The sequence below is a fragment of the Oceanicaulis sp. genome (assembly GCF_965284345.1).
In the GTDB taxonomy this organism is placed as follows: domain Bacteria; phylum Pseudomonadota; class Alphaproteobacteria; order Caulobacterales; family Maricaulaceae; genus Oceanicaulis; species Oceanicaulis alexandrii_A.
On sequence record NZ_OZ260073.1, the window covers coordinates 2412508 to 2437820 of the forward strand.

A 25313-nucleotide genomic window follows, 5' to 3' on the forward strand; every position below is an offset into this window, starting at 1 on the left:
TGCGGCGCACCTCGCTCATACCAGAGCGCGGTGCGCCGACACCGGGAGAGTGACAATGACTCTGAACGAGACTTTCAACCCCGCCAGCTTGGTCCGGACACTGGGCGTCGCCGCCATTTCCGGCCTTCTGGCCCTCGCGATCGCCGCGCCGTCTGAAGCGCAGCGCCGGCGAGACAATGATGAGCAACAGGCTGAAGGCCGCGTTCTGACCTCTGCGGTCGGCGAGCAAGTGCTTGCTTCCCAAGAGTGTCAGGAAGTGGAAGACAACGCTTGTGTTCTGCGGATCATGAACGAGCTTGCGGCTCGCGATAACCTCAGCCCGTACGAACGGTTTGTGGTGTTGCAGCTGCGCGCCCGGGCGTACTTCACCGAGGACCGCCTGGACCTGGCGATCCGCGACTTCGGCGCGGCGCTGGACACCGGCGCCACCACGACGGACGAAGAAATCTCCATCCGCACGGCGCTGGGCCAGCTTCACCTGGTTCAGGAAAATGTGGGCGAGGCGATCCGTCAGTTCGAGCTGGCCATCGCAGCCGGCGCCGAGCTGTCTCCCAGCTTCGCCAAGACTGTGGCCCAAGCGTATCTGCAAGCAGAGCGGATTTCCGATGGCGTTCGCTATGCGGAAATCTATTACAACAATACACCCCAGAAGAACGAGCAGGACTTCAACCTGATGTTCTACTTCTATCAGCAACTTGATCGCACGAATGATCAGTTGCGGGTTATTCGGGAGTATCTGTCTGCTTTCCCGGGCGCACGTCAGGCTTGGCAAAATCTGATTGCGCTTTACGCGCAGCAAGATGACGCCAGCAATGCGTTTGAAACCAACAAGCTGATGTATCTGAACGGTCTCTATGAAGAAGAGAACGAGCTGATCCGTCTGGTTCAGTATTACAGCTTCCTGGAAAACCCGTTCCGCGGCGCGTCGATTCTCGAGCGTGAGATGAATGCGGGTCGTGTGGAGGTCACGCAGAACCATCTCGAGCTGCTGGCCAATATGTGGCGTCAGGCGTCCGAGTTTGACCGGGCTATTCCGGTGCTTGAACGTTTGTCCCAGCTTCAGGGCGATGGTGAAACCGCTCTGCGTCTGGCCGAAGCGAACTTCCAGCTCAATGACTTCGCAGCTGCTGAAGCCGCGCTGGTTACGGCGTTGGATCGGGGCGGCCTGAGCGATACGGGCAAAGCCTGGGAGTTGCTGGGCACCGCGCGGTTCCGTCAGGGTGAACGCCAGGGCGCCATCCAGGCCTTCCGCGAAGGCGCACGGTATCCGACCAGCCGGACGGCCTCCAATGGCTGGATCCGCTGGATCACCGCTCAAATTGATGGTGAAGAGCGTCGCCGGGTGCAACAGGAGCAGATCGTCATCGACGAATGCCGCCTGACCCTGGACGCCGAACGCCGTCAGATCGTTCTGACCGGTTCTGTGGATGATGAAGGCCGCGTGCGGTTTGAATCCATCCCGGAGCGCTGTGAAGCGTACTACAATGTGTACGGTGAGCAGATCCGTGAAGCCGGCATGTCCGATGCTGAAGCCGCAGCGGCTCAGGCCGAGCGCGAAGCCCAAGCGGCCACCGCTGAAGGCTAGGCGCTTACGGGACACTGATTGAAAGCCCCGGCGTTGTGCGCCGGGGCTTTTTCTTTGTTTGCGGGGCTCTCTTTCGACGCATGTCAGTCTCAAAGCCTCTCTTCTGGCGAGAAAATGTCCGGTTTTCGCCCTAATCAGCTTTCAGCCTGTCCATGTTGGCGGAGGCCACAGCGGCAAAACTGACCTCCGCATCAAACGGGGAGGTTTATATGTCTGAAGCTCTTTTGCGGCCTGAGGCGCCGCCGCCGAGCGCGGGTGCTTTCATATCCGGACTGGCGCGATGGACCACGGCAGGCAGCCTTGCTGTTCTGATCACCTTCGCCTTGTTCATGGTGATGCAGATCCTGATCCGGGTGGATGTCATTTCACTGCCGGAGCCACGTCCGGTTGAGGAGATCAGCATTTCCGAATACGTGCCGGATGAGAGGCTGACCCCGCGGAGCCCTCCGGAGCCGGAGGTGGTCAGTCCGCCTCCGCCTATCCCGACGCTCGATACTCAAAGCTCTGACCTGCCGTCAGACTCCGGGCCTTCCTTCCAGACGGCTCCGCCCACGACGCAGCCTGATATCACCGCGTCGCTTGACGGCATGATCATCGCGCCGTCGCCCATCACCGTGCGCGTGCCGCCCGCCTACCCGGCGCGTGAGCAGGAACGCGGGATCACCGGAACCTGCACCATTCGCTATGACATTCTGGCGTCTGGCCGGACGGTCAACGCCCAGGCGATCCAGTGCGACAGCGCCGGGTTTGCGCGAGCGAGCCTTGCCGCGGTCGAACGCTGGCGGCATCGCTCGATCCCCAATGAAGACCCGAACCGGCTCGTCAATCGCGGCGTGGAAACGACGCTGGTGTTCGAGTTGGAGGACTAGCCGGAGATACAGGCCATTGGCGTGAGCACAAAAAAACGGCGCGGGAGCTGCTCCCGCGCCGTTCTGATTGCTTGGAGCGGCAAGCCTAGTGCTCGCCGTCCTCATGGCTGTCAGAGGCCTCAGAGGCGGCCTCAGCGGCCTCCTGATCGGCCAGGCCCACCGTCATCAGGGCGAAGGCGTATTCCTCGGCGCGTTCACGCAGGGAATCAAACCGGCCCGAGGCGCCGCCATGGCCCGCGCCCATATTGGTGCGCATCAGGGTCAGGCCGTCATCGGTGCGGCGGGTGCGCAGACGCGCCGCCCATTTCGCTGGCTCCCAATAGGTCACGCGCGGATCGGTCAGACCTGCGGTGGCCAGCACGTGCGGGTAGTCTTGTGCGCTGACCTGATCATAGGGGCTGTAGGACAGGATATAGTCATACGCCGCTTCATCGGTGATCGGGTTGCCCCATTCGGGCCATTCCGGCGGGGTCAGCGGCAGGCTTTCATCAGACATCGTGGTCAGAACGTCCACGAAGGGCACCGCGCCGATGGCGCCGGCGAACAGCTCCGGCGCCTGGTTGATCGTGGCGCCGACCAAGAGGCCGCCGGCGGAGCCGCCCATGGCGACCATCTGACCTTCAGAGGTGTAGCCCGCCTCGACCAGCGCGCGGCCGGAATCGACGAAATCGTTGAAGGTGTTGATTTTCTGGTCGAGCTTGCCGTCCAGATACCATTGATAGCCCTTGGACATGCCGCCGCGGATATGGGCGATGGCGTAGACCATGCCGCGATCCACCAGGCTGAGACGCGAAGTAGAGAAGCTGGCGGGAATGGTGATGCCATATGAGCCATAGCCGTACAGCAGCAGCGGCGCCGTGCCGTCGATCGGAGTGTCGCGATGATACAGGATCGTCACCGGCACGCTGGCGCCGTCACGGGCCGTGGCGTGGATACGGCGCACCACATAATCATCCGCATTATGGCCCGAGGGGACTTCCTGACGCTTGATCAAGGTGCGCTCGCGCGCGTCCATGTCGTAATCATAGGTCTCTTCAGGCGTGGACGGGCTTTCATAGGAAAAGCGCATCATGTCGGTGGCGTATTCATAGCCGCCATCCATGCCCAGGGCATAAGCCTCTTCGTCAAAGGCGATCTCATGCTCTTCGCCCGAGCGCAGATCGCGTACGATGATGCGGGGCAGGGCGTCTGAGCGCTCGGACCGGACCAGCCAGTTCTCAAAGCCCATAAGGCCGTTCACCAGCACGCCGGGGCGGTGCTCGATCAGCGGGGTCCAGTTCTCGCGGCGTGGATCATCCAGCGGGGCTTCCATGATCTGGAAGTCAACGGCACCGCCTTGGTTGGTGCGCACGAACAGGCGGCCGCCCGCTTCGGTCAGCGAGTATTCCACGCCCGGTTCACGCTCGGACACCAGGATCGGCTCGGCGGCCGGGTCATTGGCGTCAAACACGCGCGCTTCGGAGGTGGTGTGGTCGCCGGCGCCCAGCACGATCCAGCGATCGCCGTCGGTCTTGCTGACGCTGAGGAAATAGCCTGGATCGGTTTCTTCGTAGATCAGCTCGGCTTCGGTGGAATCAAACGCCTGGCGATAGACCCGGCGCGGCCGGTTGTTCTCGTCGCGCCACACCCAGTAGATCGTCTGGCTGTCATTGCCCCAGACCATGGAGCCATAGCCCTCATCGGTCAGGGTGGCGATGTCTTCGCCGGTTTCAAGGTCGCGGATCTTGACCTCGTAGAATTCAGACCCGGCGGTATCCACGGCATAGGCCAGATAACGGTGATCGGGCGAATGCTGGACGGCGCCCAGGTCGAAATAGTCGATGCCTTCCGCTTCCGCGTCGCCGTCAAAGATGATGACTTCCTCGCCGGCCATCTCGCCGGTCTCGCCAGCCGCCTTGCGGGCATAGACCGGGTACTGGCCGCCTTCGCGGTAGCGCGCGTAGTAATACCAGTCGCCATCGCGGGAGGCGGGGGATTCATCGTCTTCCTTGATGCGGCCGCGCATCTCGCCGTACAGGCGCTCTTCCAGCCCTGTCAGCGGCGCCATCACCTCGGTGTAATAGGCGTTTTCCGCTTCCAGATGCGCGCGAATGTCCGCGTCCAGAACGCCGGGCTCGCGCATCACTTCCTGCCAGTTGTCATCGCGAAGCCAGGCGAACTCGTCCGTGCGGGTCCGGCCCAGCTGCTCGATCTCGACTGGCCGCTGTTCCGGCGTCGGCGCTGCGATCTCCTGGGCGCGCGCGATCAGGTCCTGAGCGGGGGCGGAGGTGTCATTCATACTGTTTTCCGTCGTCGTGGCGGCGCTGTCGGCAGCGGGCTGGCTGCACGCTGAAAGCGCAATAAGAGCCGCGCCTGCAAGCAGGGCGGCTTTCGATCCGTAATGAGATAAGGTCATGATGGTCCTGCACCAGAGGCGAACTGCGTCTGGCTCCCCAATTGAAGTGATGGGGCAGTGTTTCTCGCACCTGCAGCGCTGTCCAGCGTTTCGAACGGTTCAGCTTGAAAAGATAACTCAGCGCACCCGGCGCAGTTTGAGGATCGGCGAGGTCAAAGCGATCACGATCAGCACCAGAAGCAGTCCCGCCATGGGGATGAGCGAGGACAGGCGCGGCCCGATCTCATGCACCACATAGCCCATCACGAACGCGCCCAGCGGCATGCCGCCGAACATGCCCAGCTGATAGACGCTCATCACCCGCGCGATCATGCGCGGCGGGGCGTTCTCCTGCACGACAGCGCGCGACAGGGAAATGCCGACACCGCCCCCCAGCCCCCAGCTGAACACCAGGATGAAGAGCGCATAAAGCGGCAAGGGCAGGGCCAGCAGCCCCATCGAGACGACCGTCACCAATTGCGCCAGCATCAACATGCGCCCGGGGCGCTCGATATCACCGGCTTGTGAGAGCAGCACATTGGCGATGAAGGCGCCGATCCAGAAGGCGACGAGCAGAAGGGAGAGCAGGCCGTAGCCGCCGTCATACACATCGCGCACCAGAACCGGAATGATGACGAAGAAGCCGCCGCCCACCACCAGCAGGCCCAGCGCCAGCATGATCAGCGTCATCGGCGCCAGGATGGGCGAGCGCACCACTTCCAGAACGCCGGAGCGCAGACTGGTCCACAGGCTTTCGCCGCCAGTATTCTGCCGCGGCAGGCGCGGCATGAGCAGGGCGGCGCCCGCGCCGATCGCCAGCCCGCCCGCCTGAACGACAAACAGGGGCGCCGGCCCCAGCCGGCCCGCCAGCACGCCCGCGCCCATGCCGAAAATCTGGGCGGCGAACTGCACCAGCGAGGCCAGGATCACCGCGTTTTGCAAGGTGAAGTCGCGGCGCCCCAGTCGTTGGGCGACACGGGTCACGGCGTTCACGGCGCTGTCTCGGGCGGGCATGACGAAGGCGCCCGCGACGCCCACCAGCAAGGCGTAAACGATCATCACCCAATAGCTGAGCAGGTTTTGAAACAATAAGAGCGACATCAATCCGGCGCAGACACAGGCCAGAAGGTGAAACCCGCCCATCACCCAGCGCCGGTCCAGGCGCTCGGCCACCACGCCCGCCATGGGCAGCAAGAACAGCATGGGCGCGGTCAGCGCCGCCTGCGCCAGGCCAAGCCGATAAGGGCTTTCATTCAGCGTGTAGTTGATCACGCCGGGAAACAACGTTGTCTGAAGGCCGAAGCTGAAGAACCAGCCTGCGACGGCGATCATGTATACAGTGAAGGGGGGGGAACGCTGAAAGCGCCGGAATTTGCGAAGGGTTTTCAGCGCCACGGGCATACCTGTCGGTTGAGCGGGGACACCCCGGCAAATGCAATCAGGCCCTTGGGCGGATCAAGCCAAAGATGTGTGACAGATGCTTGATAAGGTCTTAAGCACCTTGCGCGACTTCTATAGGAGCTGCAAGCCGCCAATCTCGACGCTTCCTTAACGCCCTCGGGGTCATCTTGAGATCAGACAGAGCAGGATGTGACTTCGACCATGGCGGAAGATCTGAGCCCCGCACCGCCGCGCCCCGCCACCCCGCGGGCGCGTGATCTGTTGACCCGGCGTCTGGCGGACATCGTCTGCCTGCCCTCCAGCCAGATCGCGCCGCAAGAGCGCTGGATGGTCGCGGACGTGCTGGATGAATTGCTGCGGGCGGCGGATGTGGGCTTGCGGGCGAAAGTCTCCAAGCGTCTGGCCCAGCAAGGCGAAGCGCCGCGCGCCTTGTTGCGGCGTCTGGCCCATGACGAGTTTGAAGTGGCCGAGCCCTTGCTGCGACGCTCCCAGGCGCTGTCCGATTTTGACATGATGGACATCGCCCAGGGCTCGAGCGCGCTGCACCGGCTGGAGCTGGCGCGCCGCGAAAGCGTGTCTGAAACCGTCGCCGCAGCCCTGGCCGCCGGCGGGGATATGGACGTCATCACAGCGCTGTTGCGCAATGACGGCGCCCGGCTCGCCAGTCAGACCGTGGAGGTCATGGTGCGGGTTGCGGCGGAACACGACGCCATCGCGCGCTTGTTGATACGGCGTCCTGAATTGCGGCCGGCCCAGGCGCTCGCGCTGTTCTGGTCGGTGTCGCATGATCTGCGGCGCATGATTCTCGACCGCTTCGCCGCATCGCGTCAGATCCTGCAAGATGCGGCCGAGGATGTGTTTCCCCTGGCGGCGCGCGAAGCCGAACCGGATACTGCGGTTCAGGAAGCGCTGGCTTATATTGATCGCCGTCAGCGCGACCGCAGAGCGGCTGAAGTCACCCCGTACGGCTCTTTGGAAGGGCTGATCGAGCGCGCCTCGCAGATTGGTTTTACCGAGGAATTGCGCGCCGAGGCGGCCGTGCTCGCCAATATTCAGCGCGACCTGCTCAATCGCATGATCGATGATTTCGGCGGCGAACCGCTGGCGATTCTGGCCAAGGCGACGGGGTTGTCGCGTAAACACCTGTCCGGGCTGATCGAAGGCTCGGGGCGCACGGATGCGTTCAATCGGGTCCAGCAGGCGATCTTGGTCTTTGACACGATGAGCGTGGACAAGGCGCAAACCGTCTTGCGCTACTGGAACTGGGTCATCGCCCGCAGCGCCCGCGGCGATTGAACGCCTGAATCACGCGCCGCCATTTGCCGCGATAAACCTTGAACCCGCGTCGGAGTGCGGCTAGCTGTCGCAACCATGCTGGATGTTATTTCCCTCGCTCTCGCGAACCTGACTTCGCCGGCCGTGTTGTTTTTCGCTCTGGGCGTGCTCGCCGGAGTGGTGCGGTCTGATCTGAACATTCCCCAGGCCGTGGCCAAGGGGCTGGCGCTTTATCTGATGATGGCGATCGGCTTCAAGGGTGGGGTGGAAGTCTCCAAGGCGGGGCTGACGACCGAACTTTTGCTGGCGGCAGGGGCGGGCGTACTGCTCAGCTTTCTGATGCCGCTGGTCGCCTACGCCCTGCTGCGCGCCTTCACCCAGCTTGATCGCACCACGGCTGCGGCCAGCGCCGCGCACTATGGGTCGATCTCGGTGGTGACGTTCGTGGCGGGATCAGAATTCCTGCAGCTCTCGGGCCTGGTTTATTCAGGCCATATGGTCGCCGTGCTGGCGCTGATGGAAACCCCGGCGATCCTGACCGGCCTGCTGCTGGCGGGCGCGTCGAGCAAGGGACCCGATCCCAGCGCCCGCGGCGAGTTGATCCGCGAAGTAGCGCTGAACGGGTCTGTGGTGCTGCTCATGGGCGCCTTCTTCATCGGGTGGATATCAGGCGAGCCGGGCATGGTGCGGCTCGAGCCCTTCGTGGTCGATTTGTTCCAGGGCATTTTGTGCCTGTTCTTGCTGGATATGGGGATCGTCGCGGCGCGGCGCCTGTCGGGCGCCCGCAAGCTGGGCGTCCCCGGCGCGCTGTTCGGCATTGTCATGCCCCCCATTGGCGCGGCGGCGGCCCTGGGGCTCGCTCTGCTGGCGGGCATGGGCGCCGGGGATGCGGCGGCTTTGATGATCCTGGGGGGCTCGGCCAGCTATATCGCCGTGCCTGCGGCCATGCGCATCGCGCTGCCGGATGCGGACCCGTCTGTCTATCTGACCTTGTCTCTGGCCATCACCTTCCCGTTCAACCTAACGATCGGCATTCCGCTCTACACGGCGATCGCTCAAGCGCTTATCGGAGGCTGACCCATGGCCCGCACAGTTCGAAAAAAGCTCATCGCCATCGTCGAGACGCCCCATCTCAAACGGCTGATAGACCTGCTGCGCCAGTGCGGCGTGACCGGGTTCACCGTCATTGAAGGGCGCGAAGGCAGCGGTCTGGGCGGGGACTGGACCCGTGAGGATGTTCTGGACGCCACCGAGATGAAAATCGTGCTCTCGGTGATGAAGCCGGAGACCGCCGAGAAAGTGTTTGAGCAGGCCGAACCCTTCTTTGCGCGCTATCCCGGCATCATCTATGCGCACGACGTTGAAGTGGTCCGCGGCGAGCGCTTCTGAAGAAACTCCAGCATTTGTGTCCGGTTTCGCTGGAAAACGCGGTGAGGGGTGGTCTAGAACCCCCCTCAACGCCGCCCGTTGCAGGCGGCGAGAAGAGGGAGGGTGATCGGTGGCCTCAAGGCTGTTCTACGGCGTCTTGCTCGCACTCATATTGAGCGTGCTCTGGCTGTTACTGTCAGGCTATTGGTTCAAACCGCTTCTGGTGGGCTTCGGCGTACTGGCGGTCACGGTCGCGCTGGTCACGACCGCGCGCATGGGTTTGCTGGACGGGGAATCCGTTCCCTTCGCCCGCTTGCCGCAATATTTCAAATACTGGAGCTGGCTGGGCGCTGAGATCTTCAAGGCGAATATCGCTGTGGTGCGAATCGCCATGGCGCCCGATCTGAACATCAAGCCGGTCATGACCCGCGTCGCGGTCAGCGCCAAGTCCGACATGGCGCGCGCGACCTACGCCAATTCCATCACGCTGACCCCGGGCACGGTGACCATTGAAGTCGAGGAAACCGGCTTTCTGGTTCACGCCCTGACTGAAGAATTCGCCGACCAGGACGCGTTCCGGGACATGGAGCGCCGCACCATTGAAGCCGTTGAAGGCCGCAAGGCGCTGGCGAAACCGCGGGGAGAGGCCGGATCATGATCACCCCTATTCTCGACTTTGGCATTGCGATCGTTCTGGCCATTTCCATGGTCTTGATGATCAGCCGCCTGTTCATCGGCCCGACCCTGTATGACCGGGTGCTGGCGGTGAACTCGTTCGGCACCAAGACCGTGCTGTTCCTGGCGGTGTTCTCGCTGATGGTGGGGCGCGGCGACGGCCTCGACATTGCGCTTCTGTATGCGCTGATCAACTTCATCGCCACCATCGCGATCCTGAAATTCTTCCGCTATCGCTCGCTGGATGTGGCCCTGTCGCAAATGGCGCTTCGACGTGCGCTGGACGGCGAGGAGGACCAGTAATGGATTATGCGTTCTGGATTGAGTTGGCGCTCGACATCGTTTCGGCCGCCTTCGTCATCACTGGCGCGGTGTTCGTGCTGGCGGGCGCCATCGGCGTGATCCGCCTGCCGGATTTCTACACCCGCATGCATGCCGCCGGCGTCACCGACACGCTGGGCGCCGAGCTGATCGTCATTGGCTTGATGGTGCAGGGCGGTTTCACCCTGATCACCGCGAAGCTGGCGCTTCTGGGCGTGTTCGTCTTCCTGACGAGCCCCACCGCCACCCACGCCGTGGCCAACGCCGCCTATAAATCAGGGCTGAAGCCGCTTCTGACGCGCTATCGCCCCCATGCCGGTTCTGACGATGGAGGGGCGGCATGAGCGCGTCTGACATCACCCAGTATTTTGACTACATCTTCATGGCGATGCTCCTGTGCATCGGCATCGCCGTCATCCGCCTGCGCAATCTGTTCGCGGTGGTGATGCTGACCGGCGCCTATTCGCTGATCTCGGCCGCCTGGTTCGTGTCGCTGGACGCGGTGGATGTGGGCTTCACTGAAGCCGCTGTGGGCGCCGGGATTTCCACCGTGCTGCTGCTGGGCGCGATGCTTCTGACCTCACGCGAGGCGGACGAGACCCCGCTGGTGCGCCATCTGGCGGCGCTGGCGGTGACGGTGGCGGCGGGCGTGGCGCTGTTTTACGCGCTGGGCGACATGCCGGTTTATGGCGACGCAAACAGCCCGGCCAATACCGGCGTGGGCATGGATTATGTCCAGCTGACCGCCGAACAGGTCGTCATTCCCAATGTCGTGACCGCCGTTCTGGCCAGCTATCGAAGCTTTGACACCATGGGCGAGGTCTTCGTGGTGTTCGCCGCGGGCCTGGGCGTCGCCCTGCTGCTCGGTCTGGGCGAAGCCAAGCGGAAGAAGGGCTAAGCGCATGATGTCGCCTCACGTTATTCTGCGCGTCGTCGCAAAAGTTCTGATCCCCATGATCATCGTGTACGGCTTTTACGTGCACTTTCATGGCGAGTACTCGCCCGGCGGCGGGTTCCAGGCGGGCGTCGTGCTCGCCTCGGCGATCATCCTGTATGCGCTGATTTTCGGTCTGGACGCGGCTCGCAAGGTCTTCCCGCCCTCATGGGCGCGGGTCGGCATGGCGCTGGGCGGGTTCGTCTATGCATCTGTGGGCTTCGCCTCCCTGATCATGGGCGGGCAGTTTCTCGAATACACCGTCTTCCACCCCGACATCTCTCACGGGACGGGCCAGCATATCGGCATCATCGCGGTGGAAATCGGCGTCCTGACCACGGTGACCTGCGTGATGATTGCGATCTTCTACGCCTTCGCCGGGCGCACGCCTGAAATCTCAGACGAGGATTGGTAAGTCATGGTCGAGATGGTAGCGGAACGCTTCAACTATGCGGTGATCATCCTCTTGATGATGATCGGGCTGTACGCCGTGATCGCGACAGGGAACCTGGTCAAGCGTCTGGTGGGGCTGTCGATTTTCCAGACCTCGGTCTTTTTGCTCTATATCAGCATCAGCAAGGTGTTTGGCGGCGCGCCGCCGATCTTTGACTATAAGGACTTGGTCTATGACCGGCTTGATCCGAACGCGGTCTACTCCAATCCGCTGCCGCATGTGCTGATCCTGACCGCCATTGTGGTGGGCGTGGCGACCTTGTCAGTCGGCCTGGCCCTGGTGGTGCGCATTCGCGAGGCCTATGGCTCGATCGAGGACGATACGATCGCCGAAGCCGATTATTCTCTGGAACTGGAAAAGGGCGTTTAAGCTGTGACGGTTGGTCAATTCCTCCCGGCCGCGCTTGCGGCCCATGCCCCGGTTTTGCTGGTGGCGATCCCGCTCATCCTGTCCGCGCCTGCGGCGGCGTTGAAATCGGGCCGTGCGGCCTGGGGCATCGCCTTCGCCGGCGCCGTGGCGGCGTTGTTGTTCGCCATCGAGCTGTTTCTCGCCACCCGCGGCGAGGGCGCCGTGATCAGCTATGCGCTGGGCGCCTGGCAACCGCCGGTGGGCATCGAGTTTCGCGTCGATGCGCTGAACGCGGCGCTTTTGCTGCTGCTGACGGCCAGCGCCGTTCTGGCGCTGATCTTTGCGCTGCCGAGCGTTGAGGACGAAATCGACAAGAACAAGCGCGCGCTGTTCTATTCGGCGTTTCTGGTGGTGCTGTCCGGCCTCGCCGGGGTTGCGACTACGGGCGACGCCTTCAACATGTTCGTGTTCCTGGAGATTTCCTCCATCCCCACCTATGCGCTGATCGCCATGGGGGCGAACCATGATCGCCGCGCGCTCACCAGCTCGTTCAACTATCTGGTCATGGGCACGATCGGGGCGACCTTCTTCGTCATCGGCGTCGGCTTTCTCTACATGGCGACGGGCACGCTCAATATGGCCGACATCGCCATGGCCTTGCCTGAGCTGCGCGGAAACCGGGTGGTGGAGATCGGTTTCGCCTTCATCCTGGTGGGGCTGGGCCTGAAAGCGGCGCTCTTCCCGCTGCATCTGTGGCTGCCCGGCGCCTATGCTTACGCGCCGAGCTTTGTGACCACCTTCCTGGCGGCGACAGCCACCAAGGTCGCGTTCTACGCCATCATCCGCTTCAGCTTTGACGTGTTCTCGGTGGGCAATGGCTTCGTGCTGAACAGCTTCACCTATGTGATCGCGCCGCTGGCCATCGCCGGCATGATCATCGCGTCGGCGCAGGCTTTGTTTCAAAGCGATGTGCGACGCCTGCTCGCCTACTCGTCCGTGGCCCAGGTGGGCTATATGATGCTGGGCCTTGGCATCGGCACTCAGGCCGGGGTGTCGGCGGGCGTGCTGCACCTGATCAATCACGCCATGATCAAGGGCGCGCTGTTTATGGCGCTCGGCGCGTTCGCCATCAGTTACGGCGTGCGCCGGATCGAGAATTTCAAAGGTCTGGGCCAGGCCCTGCCGGTGACCTCGGCGGCCTTCACCGCCGGTGCGCTGTCGCTGATCGGCGTGCCGTTCACGGTGGGCTTCATCTCGAAATTCTATCTCATCCAGGCGGCCTTGCAGAAAGGCTGGACCTTCGCGGTCGTGGCTATCCTGATCGCGTCGGTGCTGGCGGTGTTTTACTGCTACCGGGTGCTGGTCAATCTCTGGGTCGCGCCGCGTCCGGACGGCGCCAGTCATTCCGTCCAGCGCGTGCCGATGATGATCATGGCGCCGCTTCTGGTTCTGGCGCTGATGAACCTAGTGTTCGGCGTTTACGCCGAGCCGATCGTGAACATGGCTGAGGCGGCCGCCGCCGCAGCCTTCAACGCCGGAGTCGCGCCGTGAGTTGGACCCCTGAACTCGCCCTCGCGCTCGCTCTGATCTTGCCTTTGATTGGCGGCGCCGCCGTTCTCGGCCTGGGCGCCAAGCCCAATCTGCGCGAAGCGGCGACCCTGATCACCGCCGTCGCGCTGGCCGTGGTGGTCGCCTATCTGGTTGAAGCGTCCGGATCGCGGCCCGAGCTGGTCTTGTTTGAGCTCGCGCCGGGGCTGGAGCTGAAATTCAAGCTCGAACCCCTGGGCGCCATGTTCGCCATGGTGGCGAGCAGTCTGTGGATCATCAACTCGCTGTATTCCATCGCCTATATGCGCGGAAACAACGAGAAGGATCAGACCCGCTTCTATTTCTGCTTCACGATTTCCATCGCCGCGGCCATGGGCATCGCGCTGTCGGGCAATCTGCTGACGCTGTTCTTCTTTTATGAAGCGTTGAGCCTCGCCACCTATCCGCTGGTGGCGCACAAGGGCGACGCCAAGGCCAAGCGCGGCGCCTCGATCTATCTGGGCATTCTGCTGGCCACCTCCATCGGCCTGTTCCTGCCCGGCGTGTTCGCGGTCTACGCCTTCACAGGCACCACCGATTTCACCGTCGGCGGCATTCTGTCGGGCGTCGGGCCCATGGCCGGTTCGGTGCTGTTGGTGCTGTTCGCCTTCGGGATCGGCAAGGCGGCCCTGATGCCGGTTCATCCCTGGCTTCCGAACGCCATGGTCGCGCCGACGCCGGTCTCCGCGCTCTTGCACGCCGTGGCCGTGGTGAAAGCGGGCGTGTTCTCGATCCTGAAAGTGGTCGTTTATATTTTCGGCGCCGATTACATGCAGACCCTACCGGCCGCCGACGTGCTGGCCTGGGTGGCGGGCGGCTCCATCGTCGTCGCTTCGGTCTTCGCCTTCACCAAGGATAATCTCAAGGCCCGGCTGGCCTATTCCACCGTCTCCCAGCTCAGCTACATCACGCTGGGGGCCATGCTCGCCAGCCCGCTGGCGCTCTTAGGCGCGGCGCTTCAGATCGTCATGCACGCCTATGGCAAGATCACCCTCTTCATGACGGCGGGCGGGATCTATACCGGCGCGAAAAAGTCTGAAATCTCACAGCTCGACGGTCTGGGCCGGTATATGCCGGTGACCTTCGCCGCCTTCACCATCGGCGCTTTGTCGATCATCGGCGTGCCGCCTTTTGGCGGGGTGTGGCCGAAAGTCTTCTTGATGGAAGGCGCGGCTGAGGGCGGTCAGCCCTGGCTGATCGTGATGCTGATCGGCTCGACCTTGCTCAATATCGGCTATCTCTTGCCCATCGTCATTCGCGGCTTCTTCAAGCCCAAGCCTGAGCCCAGCCCGATGCGCCCCGGCCAGCCGCCGGCGCTCGCCTGGATCGCGCCGCTGATCACCGCGGGCGGCACCATCGTGCTGTTCTTCGCCATCGGCCCGCTGATCGACTTCCTGTCGCCTGTCTTCACCACGGAGATGACGCCATGACCGCGCCCCGCGACGCCAAATCCGATATCCATCCGCTGGTGCGTCCGATCACCGGGCTGACCAGCCCGCGGGCGGGTCTGATCACCGTGATCGTTCTGGCGGTTCTGGTGGCGGCGGGCTTTGGCCTTGAGACCGTCTTGTCTGAAGACGGCCTGTCCAAATACCCCGAAGTGTATGGCGCGTACGAGCTGCTGCCGCTGGCGGCGGGCGCCGTCGCGATTCTGGCGGGCTGGGGTCTGGTCTGGCTGCTCAGCCGTCCGGGTGATTTTTATGCGCGCGCCGCTGGCGATGTGAAGGAGGGCGAGGATGACTGACGCCTTGTCCATTCTGAACGGCGTTTCGCCGGCCTGGTTCTTGATCCTCGCAGGCTTGCTGACCTGGGCCTCGCCGCGGTCCGAGCTGCGCAAAGCCTTGATGCTGCTGGGGCCGATCGGCGCCCTGTGCGCCTGGTTCGCCACCGGTGAGACCGGCGTTTATGGCGTCATCGATCTTGGCCCTGTGGTGCTGGAGACCTTCCGTCTCGATAATCTGTCGCGGGTCTGGGCGCTGGTCTTCATCCTGATCAGCTTCATCAACGGCGTGTACGCCCTGCATGACCGCAACCGCATGACCGACGGCGCCGCGCTGATCTATGCCGGCGCTGCGGTGGGCGCGGTGTTTGCGGGCGACCTGCTGACCTTGTTCTTCTTCTGGGAGCTGACGGCGCTGGCGTCTGCGCCGCTGATCTTTGCGGTCGGCACGCCCGAAGCGCAACGTGCGGGCCTGCGCTATCTGGCGATCCAGGTGTTGTCGGGCGTGGTGCTCTTGGGCGGTGCGGCGATCTGGGCCAGCCAGACCGGCTCCTGGGCGTTTGACGCGCTCGGCACGGACAGCTGGGCCGGGATCGTCATGCTGCTGGCCTTTGGCCTCAAAGCAGGCTTCCCGCTCTTGCATATGTGGCTGCCAGACGCTTATCCCAAAGCCACCGGGGTGGGCTCGGTCGTCTTGTCCGCCTTCACCACCAAGCTGGCGATCTACGCGTTGGCGCGCGGTTTTGCCGGTGAAGAGGTGCTGATCACCATCGGCCTCGTGATGGCGGTCTTCCCGATCTTTTTCGCGATGACCAGCAATGATCTGCGCCAGACCCTGGCCTATGCCCTGATCAACCAGCTCGGCTTCATGGTCGTGGCGGTGGGCGTCGGCGGGGATCTGGGGCTGAACGGGGCCGCGGCGAACGCTTTTGTGGGCGTGATCTACATGGCGTTGATGTTCATGGTGCTGGGCGCAGTGCTGCTGCGCACGGGAACGTTGAAAGTCAGCGCGCTGGGCGGGCTTTACAAATCCATGCCCGTCACCGCGCTCTTTGCGATCATCGGCGCTCTGTCGGTTGTCGGCGCGCCGCTGTTTTCCGGCTTCGTCGCCAAGACCTTGATCCTGTCCGCGACCCATTACGCGCACCATGACTGGGCCTATACGATCCTGGTCTACGCGTCGGCGGGGGTGATGGAGCTGAGCGTCCTGAAAGTCGTCTACTTCACCTTCTTCGGGACCGATCGCAGCATAAGGGTGAAGGAAGCGCCGCAGACCATGCATCTGGGCATGGCGCTGGCGGCCTTCCTGTGCGTCTTCCTGGGTGTGAACTACCAGGCGCTGTACGGCATCTTGCCGTTCGACATGGAGTATTCGCCCTACAAGCTTTCAAGCGTGTTCGGGCAGGTTCAGCTGCTTCTGGGCGGGCTTCTGGTGTTTGCGCTGGCGCTCTATTTCAGGCTGTTTCCGCTCAAGGGCGACCGCACCATTCTGGATGTGGACTGGCTCTATCGCCGCTTCGGCAATGGTTTCGCACGCTGGAGCGCGGCCATGGGACAGCTTCTCTTTGACGCCATCGGCAAGGGGGTGGGCGCCGCGATCACGCGCATTCGCGGGCGATTGTTCAACCTGTTCAGCCCGGCGGGCGCTCTGTCCAAGGAATTTCCATCCGGTCTGATGGCGCTTTGGACGGCGATCATGCTCGCAGGGGTGGTTCTGGTGGCGTACTTTTCCCCCAGTTAGGGTGTTGAACGCAGTTACCCACAACTAGCGTAATAAGGGAATTCACGCGCCCCTGATAGGAATGTTATCCTCACCCTTCAGCTCGATCCTATACTTCACCGAAGGACCGATAAGGGAGGGGATAACCCGATGCGTACGAACACGCTTGTTCTGGACCAGGCCCGCGCCCGTCTGGCGCAACAGGCCGCCGCTTACGCCTTTGGCGTGCCGGTGGAGGAGATCAGCAGCCCCACTCGGGGGCGGGCGCGCGCTGCGCTGGCGCGGCAGGCCGCCATCTATCTCACTCACATCGCGTTCGAGCTGAGTTTGAACCGGGTGGCGGACGCGTTTGGCCGCGACCGCTCCACCGCCGCCCATGCCTGTCACAAGATCGAGGACGCCCGCGACGATCCCGCCTTTGATGCCGCGATGGAGGATCTCGAAGCCTGCTTGCGCTCCGCGCCAGGCCCCGACCTCATTCCCTTCGGGATGACCCAATGAGCGGCGCTGTTCCAGGCTGGCTGCGGCGTCTGGCCCGGCCCGGCGCCCGTCTGGCGCCACGCAAGGGCGGGCGGTCGGGCTATGGCGTCTACGCCAATGCCGACCGCCGCCGCAGGCCGCTGGCGAGTGTCAGCGACGCCGCTCTGCAAAGCGCCCAGTCACACGGCTGGCTGGCTCAGGCGCAAACGGATGAATTCGTGCTGACTGAAGCGGGGCGGCGATATCTCACAGAAAGCGACGGGTCGGGCGCCCGACCCGCTTTAACCCTTGCTCGCAAGACGCTGCCTGATCCTGAGGGCGGGCTCAGACTGCAGACGGTGAACCCGACAACGCTCGACGGCCCGCTGGCGCGCTATGCCCGGCCGCAGAACGGACGCCCCGCCTTGCTGGAGCTTGTGCATCTCAGCGCAGCCGACAGCCTGATGCGTGATTATGAACGCTCCACCCTCTCAAGCCGCGTCACCCAGAGCTGGAGCGGCCTGCCCGGCGGCGGGACGCGCTCTGCGCCAAGGGATCGCAGCGAGGCGCCGATACAGCGCCTGAACGCGCAAGAACGCGTAATGGACGCGCTGGCGGCGGTCGGGCCGGGCCTTGATCACTGGCTGGTGGAAATCCTGATCCGCCAAAGCGCCATGACCGACGCCGAACGCCGCCTGAACTGGCCATCCCGCTCCGGTGCGCAAGCGCTGAAACTGGCGCTGGACCGTCTGGCGGTTCACTATCGGTTGAAGCCGATGGGGGCGGGAGCTGACCCCTTCGGCGGTTAGGCCCGGCTTTCCGCCTCGGCCTGGATGCGTTTGATCATCGAGGCCAGACCGTTGGAGCGTTGGGGAGAGAGATGTTCGGCGAGGCCGATGCGACCCAGAACCTCTTTGGGATCAATGGACAGCGCTTCAGCGGGTTTGCGGCCGTCATAAAGGCGGCTCAGCAGCGCCACCAGGCCTTTGACGATATGGGCGTCGGAATCCCCGCGCAGCTCCAGCGCATGGTCCGGGCCGTCATCAATCACCATCCAGACCTGGCTGACGCAGCCTTTGACGCGGGTGTCGTCAGTGCGCTCGGCCTCGGGCAGGCCGGGCAGGGCCTGGCCCATCTCGATCAGATAGCGATAGCGTTCTTCCCAGTCGCCCAGAAAGTCGAATTCGTCCACGAGGGCGTCGATGTCAGCTGTAAGATCGGTCATGTGCGCTGAGGTATAGCGCGCGTCCGGGCAGGGCAAGAGGGGCGTCGCGCCTAGCGCAGATCAGAGGTCTCGCGCGTCACGTCCGCCAGAAGCGCGTCCAGGCTTTGCGCCGGAGCGTCCTGAGGCAGGGCGGCGGGTGCGAGGGGCGCTTGGGCGCGTTGATCTTCAGCCCAGTTCTGGGCGCGGTCAGAGACGACGCCCATCACAAGGGAGGAGAAGCTGGCGAGTTGCTGGCCGACGGCGCAGGCTTCAGACTGTTCGTTGCAGAACTCACGCGTCTGTTGACCCGCCTGGCGGGTCAGACCCCGAGAAGTGTCCAGAGCATCCGTCGCGATGATCAGATCACGAGTTTCACGTGCAAATGCGCCGTCCGGCGCGGCGCTGAAGCCGGCAGGAACAAACGCCGCCGTCACGGCGGTCCAGAAAATGGCGCGTAGCACGGTGCGGAGCATGCCAGCCTCTTTTCAACTCACTTCAGGTCTTGAAGCAATTTTGAGGCTAGAAAATAGTTCTCGGAAACACCAGCCGATGTGCAATTAAGGGTAAAGTGTGTGTTAACGCTGAACACTTACCCTTAACTTCGGCTTACGTTACTGATAAAACTGTCTCAATTTGACACGGCTTCATCCGGCGCCCGAGTCGCGGTCAGGCAATCAGCCACGTCATTGAGCGCATGCTCGGCGATGCAGAAGCTGTCTTCATATTTGAAATGGCCTGCGGCGACGCATTGGGCGAGGTCCAGACGCACCCATTGCATGCAGCGCTCGACCGCCGGATCGTCGAGCAGGCGGTCCATGAAGGTCATGTCGCCGTCTTCAATGGCGTCCAGCGCCGCCAGCGACAGCATCCGGCCCACACGGCGCTCATCGGGCTGGAGCTGGCTCTGGCCCACTTCAACGCTTAGCTCCGGCAGGTTCAGATCCACGGTTTCAGGTTGGGCGAACAAGGTGGTGGCTGAGCCCATGGGGGCTGCGGCGGACGTCTCGGGCGCGCGAAAGTGCACGTCGAGGCGCTCAGAGGCGCTTTCCAGCGAGGACAAGCGCTCCTGACGGTCGCGGGCGCGGGTCTGCGCCCAGCGCTCGTGCTGAAGATCGTAGGCGGCCTGACGATAGCGGGCGCCGACTTCGCGGATGTCCGTGACATCGCCGTCAATCGCCTGGGCGACATCTTGCCCGGCCGTGTCCGCCCCCATGAAGCCTGTGACATACATGGGGTCATGGGTCAGGGCGGCGGCGGCGGTTTCAGTGCCGTAATAATCGGCGACGGCGCGCACGGCGTCGATGAATTCAGGATTGCGCGCCGCGACGAGCGCGGCATAGGCGATTTGCGCGTTCACCAGACGGTCGCCGTCATAATAACGCGACAGCGCATCCATGGTGGTGTCGAGGTCGGCGCCGGAGAGCAGTTCGCGCTCGCCAGCCAGCGTCACGTCGGAGCGATAGGCGGCGTAGGTCTGCGCGTTCAGCAGCACTTCGGGTTCAGTGGTGTCGGGCGTGGTTTGCGCAGCCTGGGGCGCCGGCAGCGACAGCACGGGGCCGGACGGCTCCTGCGGCGCAGGCTCCTGAGTCGCAGACAACAGGGCGAAGCTGAGGGCGGCAAAAATCATGTTTATGTGATCCCGGCGAAAAACCTGCGTTTGATCATGACCTAGTGCAGCGGTCGCGCCAAGGGGGCTCGCACTCTTTGGCGCGAATTCAGTAATTGTTAACGGCCCCAGACGAGCGTGCGGTTCTATTCTCATTTTTGAGTCGAGATTCGCTTTCATGCGCCCAGCCATCGCCCCCATCGCCCGGTTTATGGATCAACAGGCTCCGCGCCTGATTCATGGCGGCTGGCTGGGGCTGGTCGCCTTGATCGGTTTGGGCGCGCAAAGCCCGCTGGCGCAGTCAGATTGGGCGCTGGTGTCTGTGGCCGCCGCGCCGGGTCTGCTGGGCCTGATGCTGGGCGGAAAGCGCAAGGCGCGCCTGGATACGGTGCGCTTCATTCTGGCGCTGGCTTGGACGCTTCCCGGATTCGCTGCGGCGCTGGCTGTCGGGTCGGCCCTGTCGCCGGCGGCTTTGGCGTTTCTGATCGGTCCGGCGGCTCTGTCTGCATCCGGACTGCATAAAGATGTGCGCCTGAGCGCGACCATGAACACGCTCGCCTTCCTCATGGTTGCACTGGCGAGCCTGTGGGGGCCGCTCGCGTCAGGATCCCAGGTCCTGACCGCGAGCCCGCTGACCGGGCTTGTCTTGGCGGTGTTCTTCGCCATTTGCGGCTTTGCGGCGCGGGTTCAGCTGGTGGGGCAGCTGGAGCGAACCCAGACTCAGCTGGCGGCGCTCGAGCCGGCGGCGCAGGGCTTTGAGAACGCGCCCGCCGCTTTGCTGGCGCTGGATCGGACGGGCCGCATCGCAGCAGTGTCTCAGCGCATGCGGGGGTATGCGCCCGGCGCGCCGCGCGATCTGGGCGGTTTGTGCGTGAAAGGCCTGGCGTTTGACGATGCGGGTCGCGCCCAGATTGATAAAGGGCTTCAAACCGCGCTTCATGACGCAAAGGGCCTGGAAAGCGCTTTCACCTTCCCCGTGCGCTCTGCCCGTGGCGCCCGCCATGAACTGGACGCGCACGCCTTGGCGACGGACACGGGCTTTGTGATCCGGCTTGATCCGCCGCGCGCTGAAGTCGCGGAGGCGGATACGCTGAGCACGCAAGAGAGCGCGCGTCTGCAAGCTGAACGCGATGCGGCGCTGGCGGCCAGCCGGTCCAAGTCTGAATTCCTCGCCGCCGTCAGCCATGAGCTGCGCACGCCGCTGAACGCTATTATCGGCTTCTCCGACATCATCAAGCAGCGCCTGTTCGGCCCGCTGCCGGCGCGCTACGCCGAATATGGCGACCTGATCCATGAAAGCGGCGAGCATTTGCTGGAGCTGATCGGCGACGTTCTGGACATGTCCAAGATCGAAGCGGACAAGTATGAGCTCAGCCCCGAAGAGTTTGACGCCCGCGACGTGGTGTCGATCTGCGCCAAGATGATCGGTCCGCGCGCCAAGGATCGTGGCATTGCGCTTTATTGCGAGCCGGGCGATTCAGATCTGGCGGTGAATGCAGATCGCAAGGCGATGCGCCAGATCCTTTTGAACCTTCTGTCGAACGCCGTGAAATTCACCCCTGAGGGCGGCGCTGTCGTCGTGATGGCGCGTCAGGACGGGGCGGATCTGGTGCTGGCGGTCGGCGATAGCGGCGTCGGCATCGCCGCAGATGAGCTTGATGAGCTGGGCACGCCCTATCATCAGACCCGCTCTGGCAAGGAAACCTCAGAGCGGGGCACCGGCCTGGGCCTGTCGCTGGTTCAGGCGCTGGCGGACATGCAGAACGGCGAAGTCCGCCTGCAAAGCGCGCCGGGCCAGGGCACCACGGTCACTGTGCGCTTGCCGGTGATGGGGCAGGCCAAGGGCGAAGTCAGTGATTTCGTACCGCTGGAAGTGCATCAGCGCATCGCCGCCGCGCAGCAGGCGGGTGAGGTGATCATCCAGGCCAAGGACGGCGCGGCCTAAGCTGGCCTGGGCGTTCGGCTTTCAAGTCTTGATGAGCTAGTTGGACGTGGTCGGGTCCGTTGCGGCCGTGCTTTGCGGCGCCATGCGCGGCAGGCGCATGAAGCCCATGGCCGCATCCAGCGCCCCGATCTCCACCCAATAACGGTCAATCACCACGCCTGTGGCGTCATAAAGATCAATGCGGGCGCCTTCGCGCGGCGCCAGGCTCGCCAGCTGCGCCACCAGCGTGTCGGGGAATTGAAACCCCACAGCGGGCGCGCCCGCGGCGGGCGCAAGCTCGCCGGCGCGCTGGACGCTGAGCGCTTCAGTGGCGAAGACGCGGACCAGCCGGTCTGAGGGGGCGCTCCAGGCGCTGACCGGATCATTGTCGGGCGGAGGCAGCAAGCCGCCCGCCGTCATGTCTACAGGATAAGGCTCCCGGCTGGTGTCGCGCAGAAAGGCTACCGCATAGGCGGGGCGCAGGGACGTGCGCAGGCTCAGCGCCAGCCCGGTCTCGTCGCCTTGCTGGAAAACCCCGAAATTGGCGTCGCCCTGACCCAGGCTCTGCACGATGCTCCATTGGGCGTAATCGTCAGAGACGCCGCCGCGTTGTGCGGTCCAGCCCTGTTCGCGGCCCTCAAAGCGCGCCTGATCAAAGCCCGTCAGCCGCAACACTTCAGTGCGATGACGCTCCACGCCGGGCAGGTCGAACGCAGCCCGGCATGAGGTTTCAAACGCATCGCTCTGGCGGGTTTCGAACTGGTTGAGCTGGGCGGGGCTGGCGCCTTGCAGCACCGCGTCGTCCCGGCTGCGCTTGATGGCGGCGTTCAGAAGGTCGCGCTCCACCGCAGTGAAGACGGCGCATTCCTGGTCCGCCGACCGCGCTTCGAGGCGCAATTCATACGCGTCAAACGAGGCGTCGATATCCATGGCGGATTGCGCGGTCAGAAGGGTGAGGGATGCGAGCCACATCCCGCCATCTTACGAGGCGCGTCTTGACGTCCGGTTTACATTGATGCTGCCAAGCAAAAGAAGCACAGCCAGCGAGAACGCGCCGAGCGCCAGCCATTCGTCATGGGCGCGCAGCTCGCCGCTGATCCATTCCGCCGAGAAACGTGGCGCGGCGGACGGGCCGAAATGGGTCACATTGCTGGCGTCCCACAGGGCGGCGCGGCCATCAAGCTCGGTCCACATTTCCGACCGGGCCAGACGCTTGGCGGCGCGGGCGAAATCAGCGCCGTCCGGGGCGGTGAACAGGGCGACCTGGCGGCCTTCTGGCGTGGCGAACAGGGCGGCCACGCCGGTGATGCGCGCATCGCGCTCACTGGGGTCGGCGGCGTAAGCGGTGGAGCCGTAATAACGCCGGCGTTGCGGGGTGCGATTGGCGGCGGCGTTAGCGGCGGCGCGCACTTCACCGGGGGCAGCAGCGAGAAGGCGCGGGTCCAGCGAGGCCTGCGGCCCCAGAACCATCAGGTCATAGCGCTCTGGCGCCGCGTCGATATCATCGCCGAACCAGGCGTACAGCCAGGCTGAGCCCGAGGCGAGACCGGCGCGCGCGATCACCGACAGAGCGGCGTTGCGCTGGTCTTCATTAGAGGCGGCGATGACCACGGCGGCGCGGCCCCCCTGATCGAGACCAAAAGGCGCGCCCAGATTGGCGAGACCCGCCAGAGCGTCGCGATCGGCGCTGACCGGCGTCGGGGTCACTTCCAGGCGCGGCGCGTTGAGGGCTGCGGCCATGTCAAAGCGTACGGTGTGCGCCTGCATGGAGCGGGCGGCGAACAGGCGCGCCGAGGCGATCAACGCCGCCGGGGAGGCGGCGGACAGGCGCACTTCGGACGGACCGGTCAGATCAATGGCCGGTGCGCCGGAGCCGCGCACGAACGCGGTGACCACCAGCTCGGCGACGTCGGCGTCGCTGACCAGGATTGGCGCTTCTCCCATGCGCAGGGCGAGGCCCTGGGCGATTAGGGCGGCGACAGCCAGCTCGTCATCGCCGGCGGCTTGCGCATCCACATGCACCCGGCGCGGCGCGGCGAAGTCTGCGTTCAGCGCGGCTTCCACTTCTGACAGGGCGGAATAGCCCAGGGGCGGCGCAGCGGAGATGCGCAGACGGCTGGCCAGGGCGGATACGGTCCAGCCGTCTTCGCCCGGCTCGACGATGCGCAGGACCAGCGTATTCTCACCAGCGCGCAGATCGTCGGAATACAAGGCGAAGCGCGCTTCAAAGGATTCCGCCCGCGGTTGCAGAACCACCGCGCGGGAGCGGTTCACAAACGCCTCGATCCGTCCGCCGGAGCGGGCGCTGTCGGGGATGGCGTTCATCAACAGTTCGATCCCGGACGGGTCGGCGTTGGGGGCGATGGTGAAGGGGATGCGGATTTCGCGGTGGTCCGCGTCAAGCCGGAGATCAGCGCTGGCGCTCGTCAGTTCGGTCAGCAACACTTCTTCAGAGCGCGCGGCCCGGAAATCCTGAGCCATAGCCTGCGCTTGAACGGCGACAAGACCAATGAGACCTATAACAATAAGCCCTAGTGGACGAATTTGTGTCAGCATGAAACGTTCCCCTCAATTAACAGACTATTAAGCAATTGCCCTGCCAGCAAGTGAATTGACGATGACGGATCTGAGAGCGCGGTTTTGGGTGGACGCCTTGCGCTGGCGCGCAGAAAGCGCCGGGGCCAGCATTTACGTGGCCCATAAAGGGGATCCCGATGCGGGCGTTATCCTGTTGAAAACTTTGTTGCCCGATCGCATGGCGCAGCTGTATGCGCCGATGCGGAATGTCGAGGGCGAGCGGGTCTGGATGACGCCGCTGGGCTCAGACCCCGTCCCGGAACAGGACGCGGACGCCTATGCCAGGCGGCGTCTCGAGGATGACCCGGATCTGTGGCTGGTGGAGGTGGACGACCCGCATGGTCGACACTTCCTTAATGAGGCGATTGATAAATCTTAAGATCGTTCAGGCATACTCTGAGACAGTTGGAAAAACGCCGACGGGTTAATGCACAATGCTCTTCTTGTTCAACGATGCCCTTTATGATCTGGGTGACGCCAATCAGACTGCGCGAGAGCGCGGCGAGGCCTTGGGAATCAATGCGCTGACGCTGCGTAATATGCGGATCGGGCAGGTCATCAGAATGGTGCGTGAATGGGTGCATGAGCGCCCGGGCCTGGCCAAGACCGATCCTGAGAGCGCGATCTTCCTCTCAAGCCTCATCGCCTTGAAGACCGATGAAGCCAATGCGCTTTTGGCCGTTTCGCCTCAGGGCGGCAAGACGTCCGCAGATGTCCAGGTGAGACTGGCCTCGGTGTCGCTGGTGACGATGAAACAGCTCCTGGATCTGCAGGCGGAAAATCGTCTTTCAGGTCAGATGGCGAACATGGCGGTCTGGTCTCAGGTTCCCGCGCGCATGCAGGCCTGACGCCTCGGCGCTTGCGTGCGCCTTGCGCCTCGGCTACCTCGCGGGTCAGAAGACTTAAGCAGGA

Annotated in this window: 27 protein-coding genes; 20 read left to right on the forward strand and 7 right to left on the reverse strand. The window is 63.7% G+C overall.

All coding sequences use genetic code 11. The features are described 5' to 3' along the window. Positions 1–55 precede the first annotated feature (55 nt). Complete coding sequence (locus ACQ66J_RS11680) at positions 56–1585, forward strand: tetratricopeptide repeat protein (protein WP_430431764.1); 1530 nt, start codon at positions 56–58, stop codon at positions 1583–1585. 209 nt (positions 1586–1794) lie between these two features. Further along, a complete protein-coding gene (locus ACQ66J_RS11685) occupies positions 1795–2454 on the forward strand; it encodes a TonB family protein (protein ID WP_430431765.1) in 660 nt (219 codons plus the stop codon). An 85-nt stretch (positions 2455–2539) separates the two neighbouring features. On the opposite strand, the gene ACQ66J_RS11690 is transcribed toward ACQ66J_RS11685, so the two are convergent. Continuing rightward, positions 2540–4849: a S9 family peptidase gene (locus ACQ66J_RS11690; protein ID WP_430431766.1), complete on the reverse strand. Its 2310-nt coding sequence runs from the start codon at positions 4847–4849 to the stop codon at positions 2540–2542. A gap of 117 nt (positions 4850–4966) precedes the next feature. Further along, on the reverse strand, positions 4967–6160 hold the full coding sequence (locus tag ACQ66J_RS11695; RefSeq protein ID WP_430431767.1) for an MFS transporter: 1194 nt from the start codon (positions 6158–6160) through the stop codon (positions 4967–4969). 270 nt (positions 6161–6430) lie between these two features. On the opposite strand from ACQ66J_RS11695, the gene ACQ66J_RS11700 reads away from it, so the two are divergent. The 15 genes from ACQ66J_RS11700 to ACQ66J_RS11770 all read left to right on the forward strand — a co-directional run bounded on the left by ACQ66J_RS11700 (position 6431) and on the right by ACQ66J_RS11770 (position 17899). Beyond that, the gene (locus ACQ66J_RS11700) at positions 6431–7525 is read left to right on the forward strand and encodes a DUF2336 domain-containing protein (protein WP_430431768.1); all 1095 of its coding nucleotides are present in this window, start codon (positions 6431–6433) and stop codon (positions 7523–7525) included. A gap of 75 nt (positions 7526–7600) precedes the next feature. Then, positions 7601–8581, forward strand: coding sequence for a sodium-dependent bicarbonate transport family permease (locus ACQ66J_RS11705; protein ID WP_375549596.1), 981 nt, complete (start codon positions 7601–7603; stop codon positions 8579–8581). A gap of 3 nt (positions 8582–8584) precedes the next feature. After that, entirely contained in the window at positions 8585–8893 is a 309-nt protein-coding gene (locus ACQ66J_RS11710) for a DUF190 domain-containing protein (RefSeq protein ID WP_028284779.1), read from the forward strand. 109 nt (positions 8894–9002) lie between these two features. Further along, positions 9003–9530: a Na+/H+ antiporter subunit E gene (locus tag ACQ66J_RS11715; RefSeq protein WP_375549595.1), complete on the forward strand. Its 528-nt coding sequence runs from the start codon at positions 9003–9005 to the stop codon at positions 9528–9530. Beyond that, entirely contained in the window at positions 9527–9850 is a 324-nt protein-coding gene (locus ACQ66J_RS11720) for a monovalent cation/H+ antiporter complex subunit F (RefSeq protein WP_375549594.1), read from the forward strand. Before ACQ66J_RS11715 ends, ACQ66J_RS11720 begins: the two co-directional genes overlap by 4 nt. Further along, positions 9850–10212: a monovalent cation/H(+) antiporter subunit G gene (mnhG, locus tag ACQ66J_RS11725; protein ID WP_375549593.1), complete on the forward strand. Its 363-nt coding sequence runs from the start codon at positions 9850–9852 to the stop codon at positions 10210–10212. The genes ACQ66J_RS11720 and mnhG overlap by 1 nt, the downstream gene beginning before the upstream one ends. After that, on the forward strand, positions 10209–10766 hold the full coding sequence (locus ACQ66J_RS11730; RefSeq protein WP_430431769.1) for a DUF4040 domain-containing protein: 558 nt from the start codon (positions 10209–10211) through the stop codon (positions 10764–10766). Before mnhG ends, ACQ66J_RS11730 begins: the two co-directional genes overlap by 4 nt. Positions 10767–10770: 4 nt before the next feature. Continuing rightward, entirely contained in the window at positions 10771–11217 is a 447-nt protein-coding gene (locus ACQ66J_RS11735) for a Na(+)/H(+) antiporter subunit B (RefSeq protein ID WP_430431770.1), read from the forward strand. A gap of 3 nt (positions 11218–11220) precedes the next feature. Then, entirely contained in the window at positions 11221–11625 is a 405-nt protein-coding gene (locus tag ACQ66J_RS11740; protein ID WP_430431771.1) for a cation:proton antiporter subunit C, read from the forward strand. A gap of 3 nt (positions 11626–11628) precedes the next feature. After that, the gene (locus ACQ66J_RS11745) at positions 11629–13155 is read left to right on the forward strand and encodes a monovalent cation/H+ antiporter subunit D family protein (RefSeq protein WP_430431772.1); all 1527 of its coding nucleotides are present in this window, start codon (positions 11629–11631) and stop codon (positions 13153–13155) included. Further along, positions 13152–14621: a proton-conducting transporter membrane subunit gene (locus ACQ66J_RS11750; RefSeq protein WP_430431773.1), complete on the forward strand. Its 1470-nt coding sequence runs from the start codon at positions 13152–13154 to the stop codon at positions 14619–14621. Before ACQ66J_RS11745 ends, ACQ66J_RS11750 begins: the two co-directional genes overlap by 4 nt. Further along, positions 14618–14935: a hypothetical protein gene (locus tag ACQ66J_RS11755; RefSeq protein WP_430431774.1), complete on the forward strand. Its 318-nt coding sequence runs from the start codon at positions 14618–14620 to the stop codon at positions 14933–14935. The genes ACQ66J_RS11750 and ACQ66J_RS11755 overlap by 4 nt, the downstream gene beginning before the upstream one ends. After that, positions 14928–16652, forward strand: a complete 1725-nt coding sequence (locus ACQ66J_RS11760; RefSeq protein WP_430431775.1) for a Na(+)/H(+) antiporter subunit D — start codon at positions 14928–14930, stop codon at positions 16650–16652. The genes ACQ66J_RS11755 and ACQ66J_RS11760 overlap by 8 nt, the downstream gene beginning before the upstream one ends. A gap of 129 nt (positions 16653–16781) precedes the next feature. Further along, positions 16782–17132 carry a helix-turn-helix domain-containing protein gene (locus ACQ66J_RS11765; RefSeq protein WP_375549585.1) on the forward strand — a complete coding sequence of 117 codons (351 nt, stop codon included), beginning with the start codon at positions 16782–16784 and terminating at the stop codon, positions 17130–17132. Next, positions 17129–17899: a DUF6456 domain-containing protein gene (locus ACQ66J_RS11770; RefSeq protein ID WP_430431776.1), complete on the forward strand. Its 771-nt coding sequence runs from the start codon at positions 17129–17131 to the stop codon at positions 17897–17899. The genes ACQ66J_RS11765 and ACQ66J_RS11770 overlap by 4 nt, the downstream gene beginning before the upstream one ends. On the opposite strand, the gene ACQ66J_RS11775 is transcribed toward ACQ66J_RS11770, so the two are convergent. From ACQ66J_RS11775 to ACQ66J_RS11785, 3 genes are all read right to left on the reverse strand, one after another. Then, the gene (locus tag ACQ66J_RS11775; RefSeq protein ID WP_430431777.1) at positions 17896–18315 is read right to left on the reverse strand and encodes a SufE family protein; all 420 of its coding nucleotides are present in this window, start codon (positions 18313–18315) and stop codon (positions 17896–17898) included. The genes ACQ66J_RS11770 and ACQ66J_RS11775 overlap by 4 nt on opposite strands. Positions 18316–18365: 50 nt before the next feature. Beyond that, complete coding sequence (locus ACQ66J_RS11780; protein ID WP_430431778.1) at positions 18366–18767, reverse strand: hypothetical protein; 402 nt, start codon at positions 18765–18767, stop codon at positions 18366–18368. 155 nt (positions 18768–18922) lie between these two features. After that, positions 18923–19921 carry a hypothetical protein gene (locus ACQ66J_RS11785; protein WP_430431779.1) on the reverse strand — a complete coding sequence of 333 codons (999 nt, stop codon included), beginning with the start codon at positions 19919–19921 and terminating at the stop codon, positions 18923–18925. 157 nt (positions 19922–20078) lie between these two features. Between ACQ66J_RS11785 and ACQ66J_RS11790 the strand changes: the two genes are divergently transcribed. Next, on the forward strand, positions 20079–21845 hold the full coding sequence (locus ACQ66J_RS11790) for a sensor histidine kinase (RefSeq protein ID WP_430431780.1): 1767 nt from the start codon (positions 20079–20081) through the stop codon (positions 21843–21845). 36 nt (positions 21846–21881) lie between these two features. On the opposite strand, the gene ACQ66J_RS11795 is transcribed toward ACQ66J_RS11790, so the two are convergent. Together ACQ66J_RS11795 and ACQ66J_RS11800 are read right to left on the reverse strand one after the other, a co-directional pair. Next, positions 21882–22796 (reverse strand): hypothetical protein, encoded by a 915-nt coding sequence (locus ACQ66J_RS11795; RefSeq protein ID WP_430431781.1) that lies wholly within the window; start codon positions 22794–22796, stop codon positions 21882–21884. Positions 22797–22805: 9 nt separating this feature from the next. After that, positions 22806–24305: a hypothetical protein gene (locus ACQ66J_RS11800; RefSeq protein ID WP_430431782.1), complete on the reverse strand. Its 1500-nt coding sequence runs from the start codon at positions 24303–24305 to the stop codon at positions 22806–22808. 136 nt (positions 24306–24441) lie between these two features. Between ACQ66J_RS11800 and ACQ66J_RS11805 the strand changes: the two genes are divergently transcribed. Further along, positions 24442–24780 carry a DUF1491 family protein gene (locus ACQ66J_RS11805; protein WP_375549577.1) on the forward strand — a complete coding sequence of 113 codons (339 nt, stop codon included), beginning with the start codon at positions 24442–24444 and terminating at the stop codon, positions 24778–24780. 64 nt (positions 24781–24844) lie between these two features. Beyond that, complete coding sequence (locus ACQ66J_RS11810) at positions 24845–25249, forward strand: hypothetical protein (RefSeq protein WP_430431783.1); 405 nt, start codon at positions 24845–24847, stop codon at positions 25247–25249. The last annotated feature ends 64 nt before the right edge of the window (positions 25250–25313 follow it).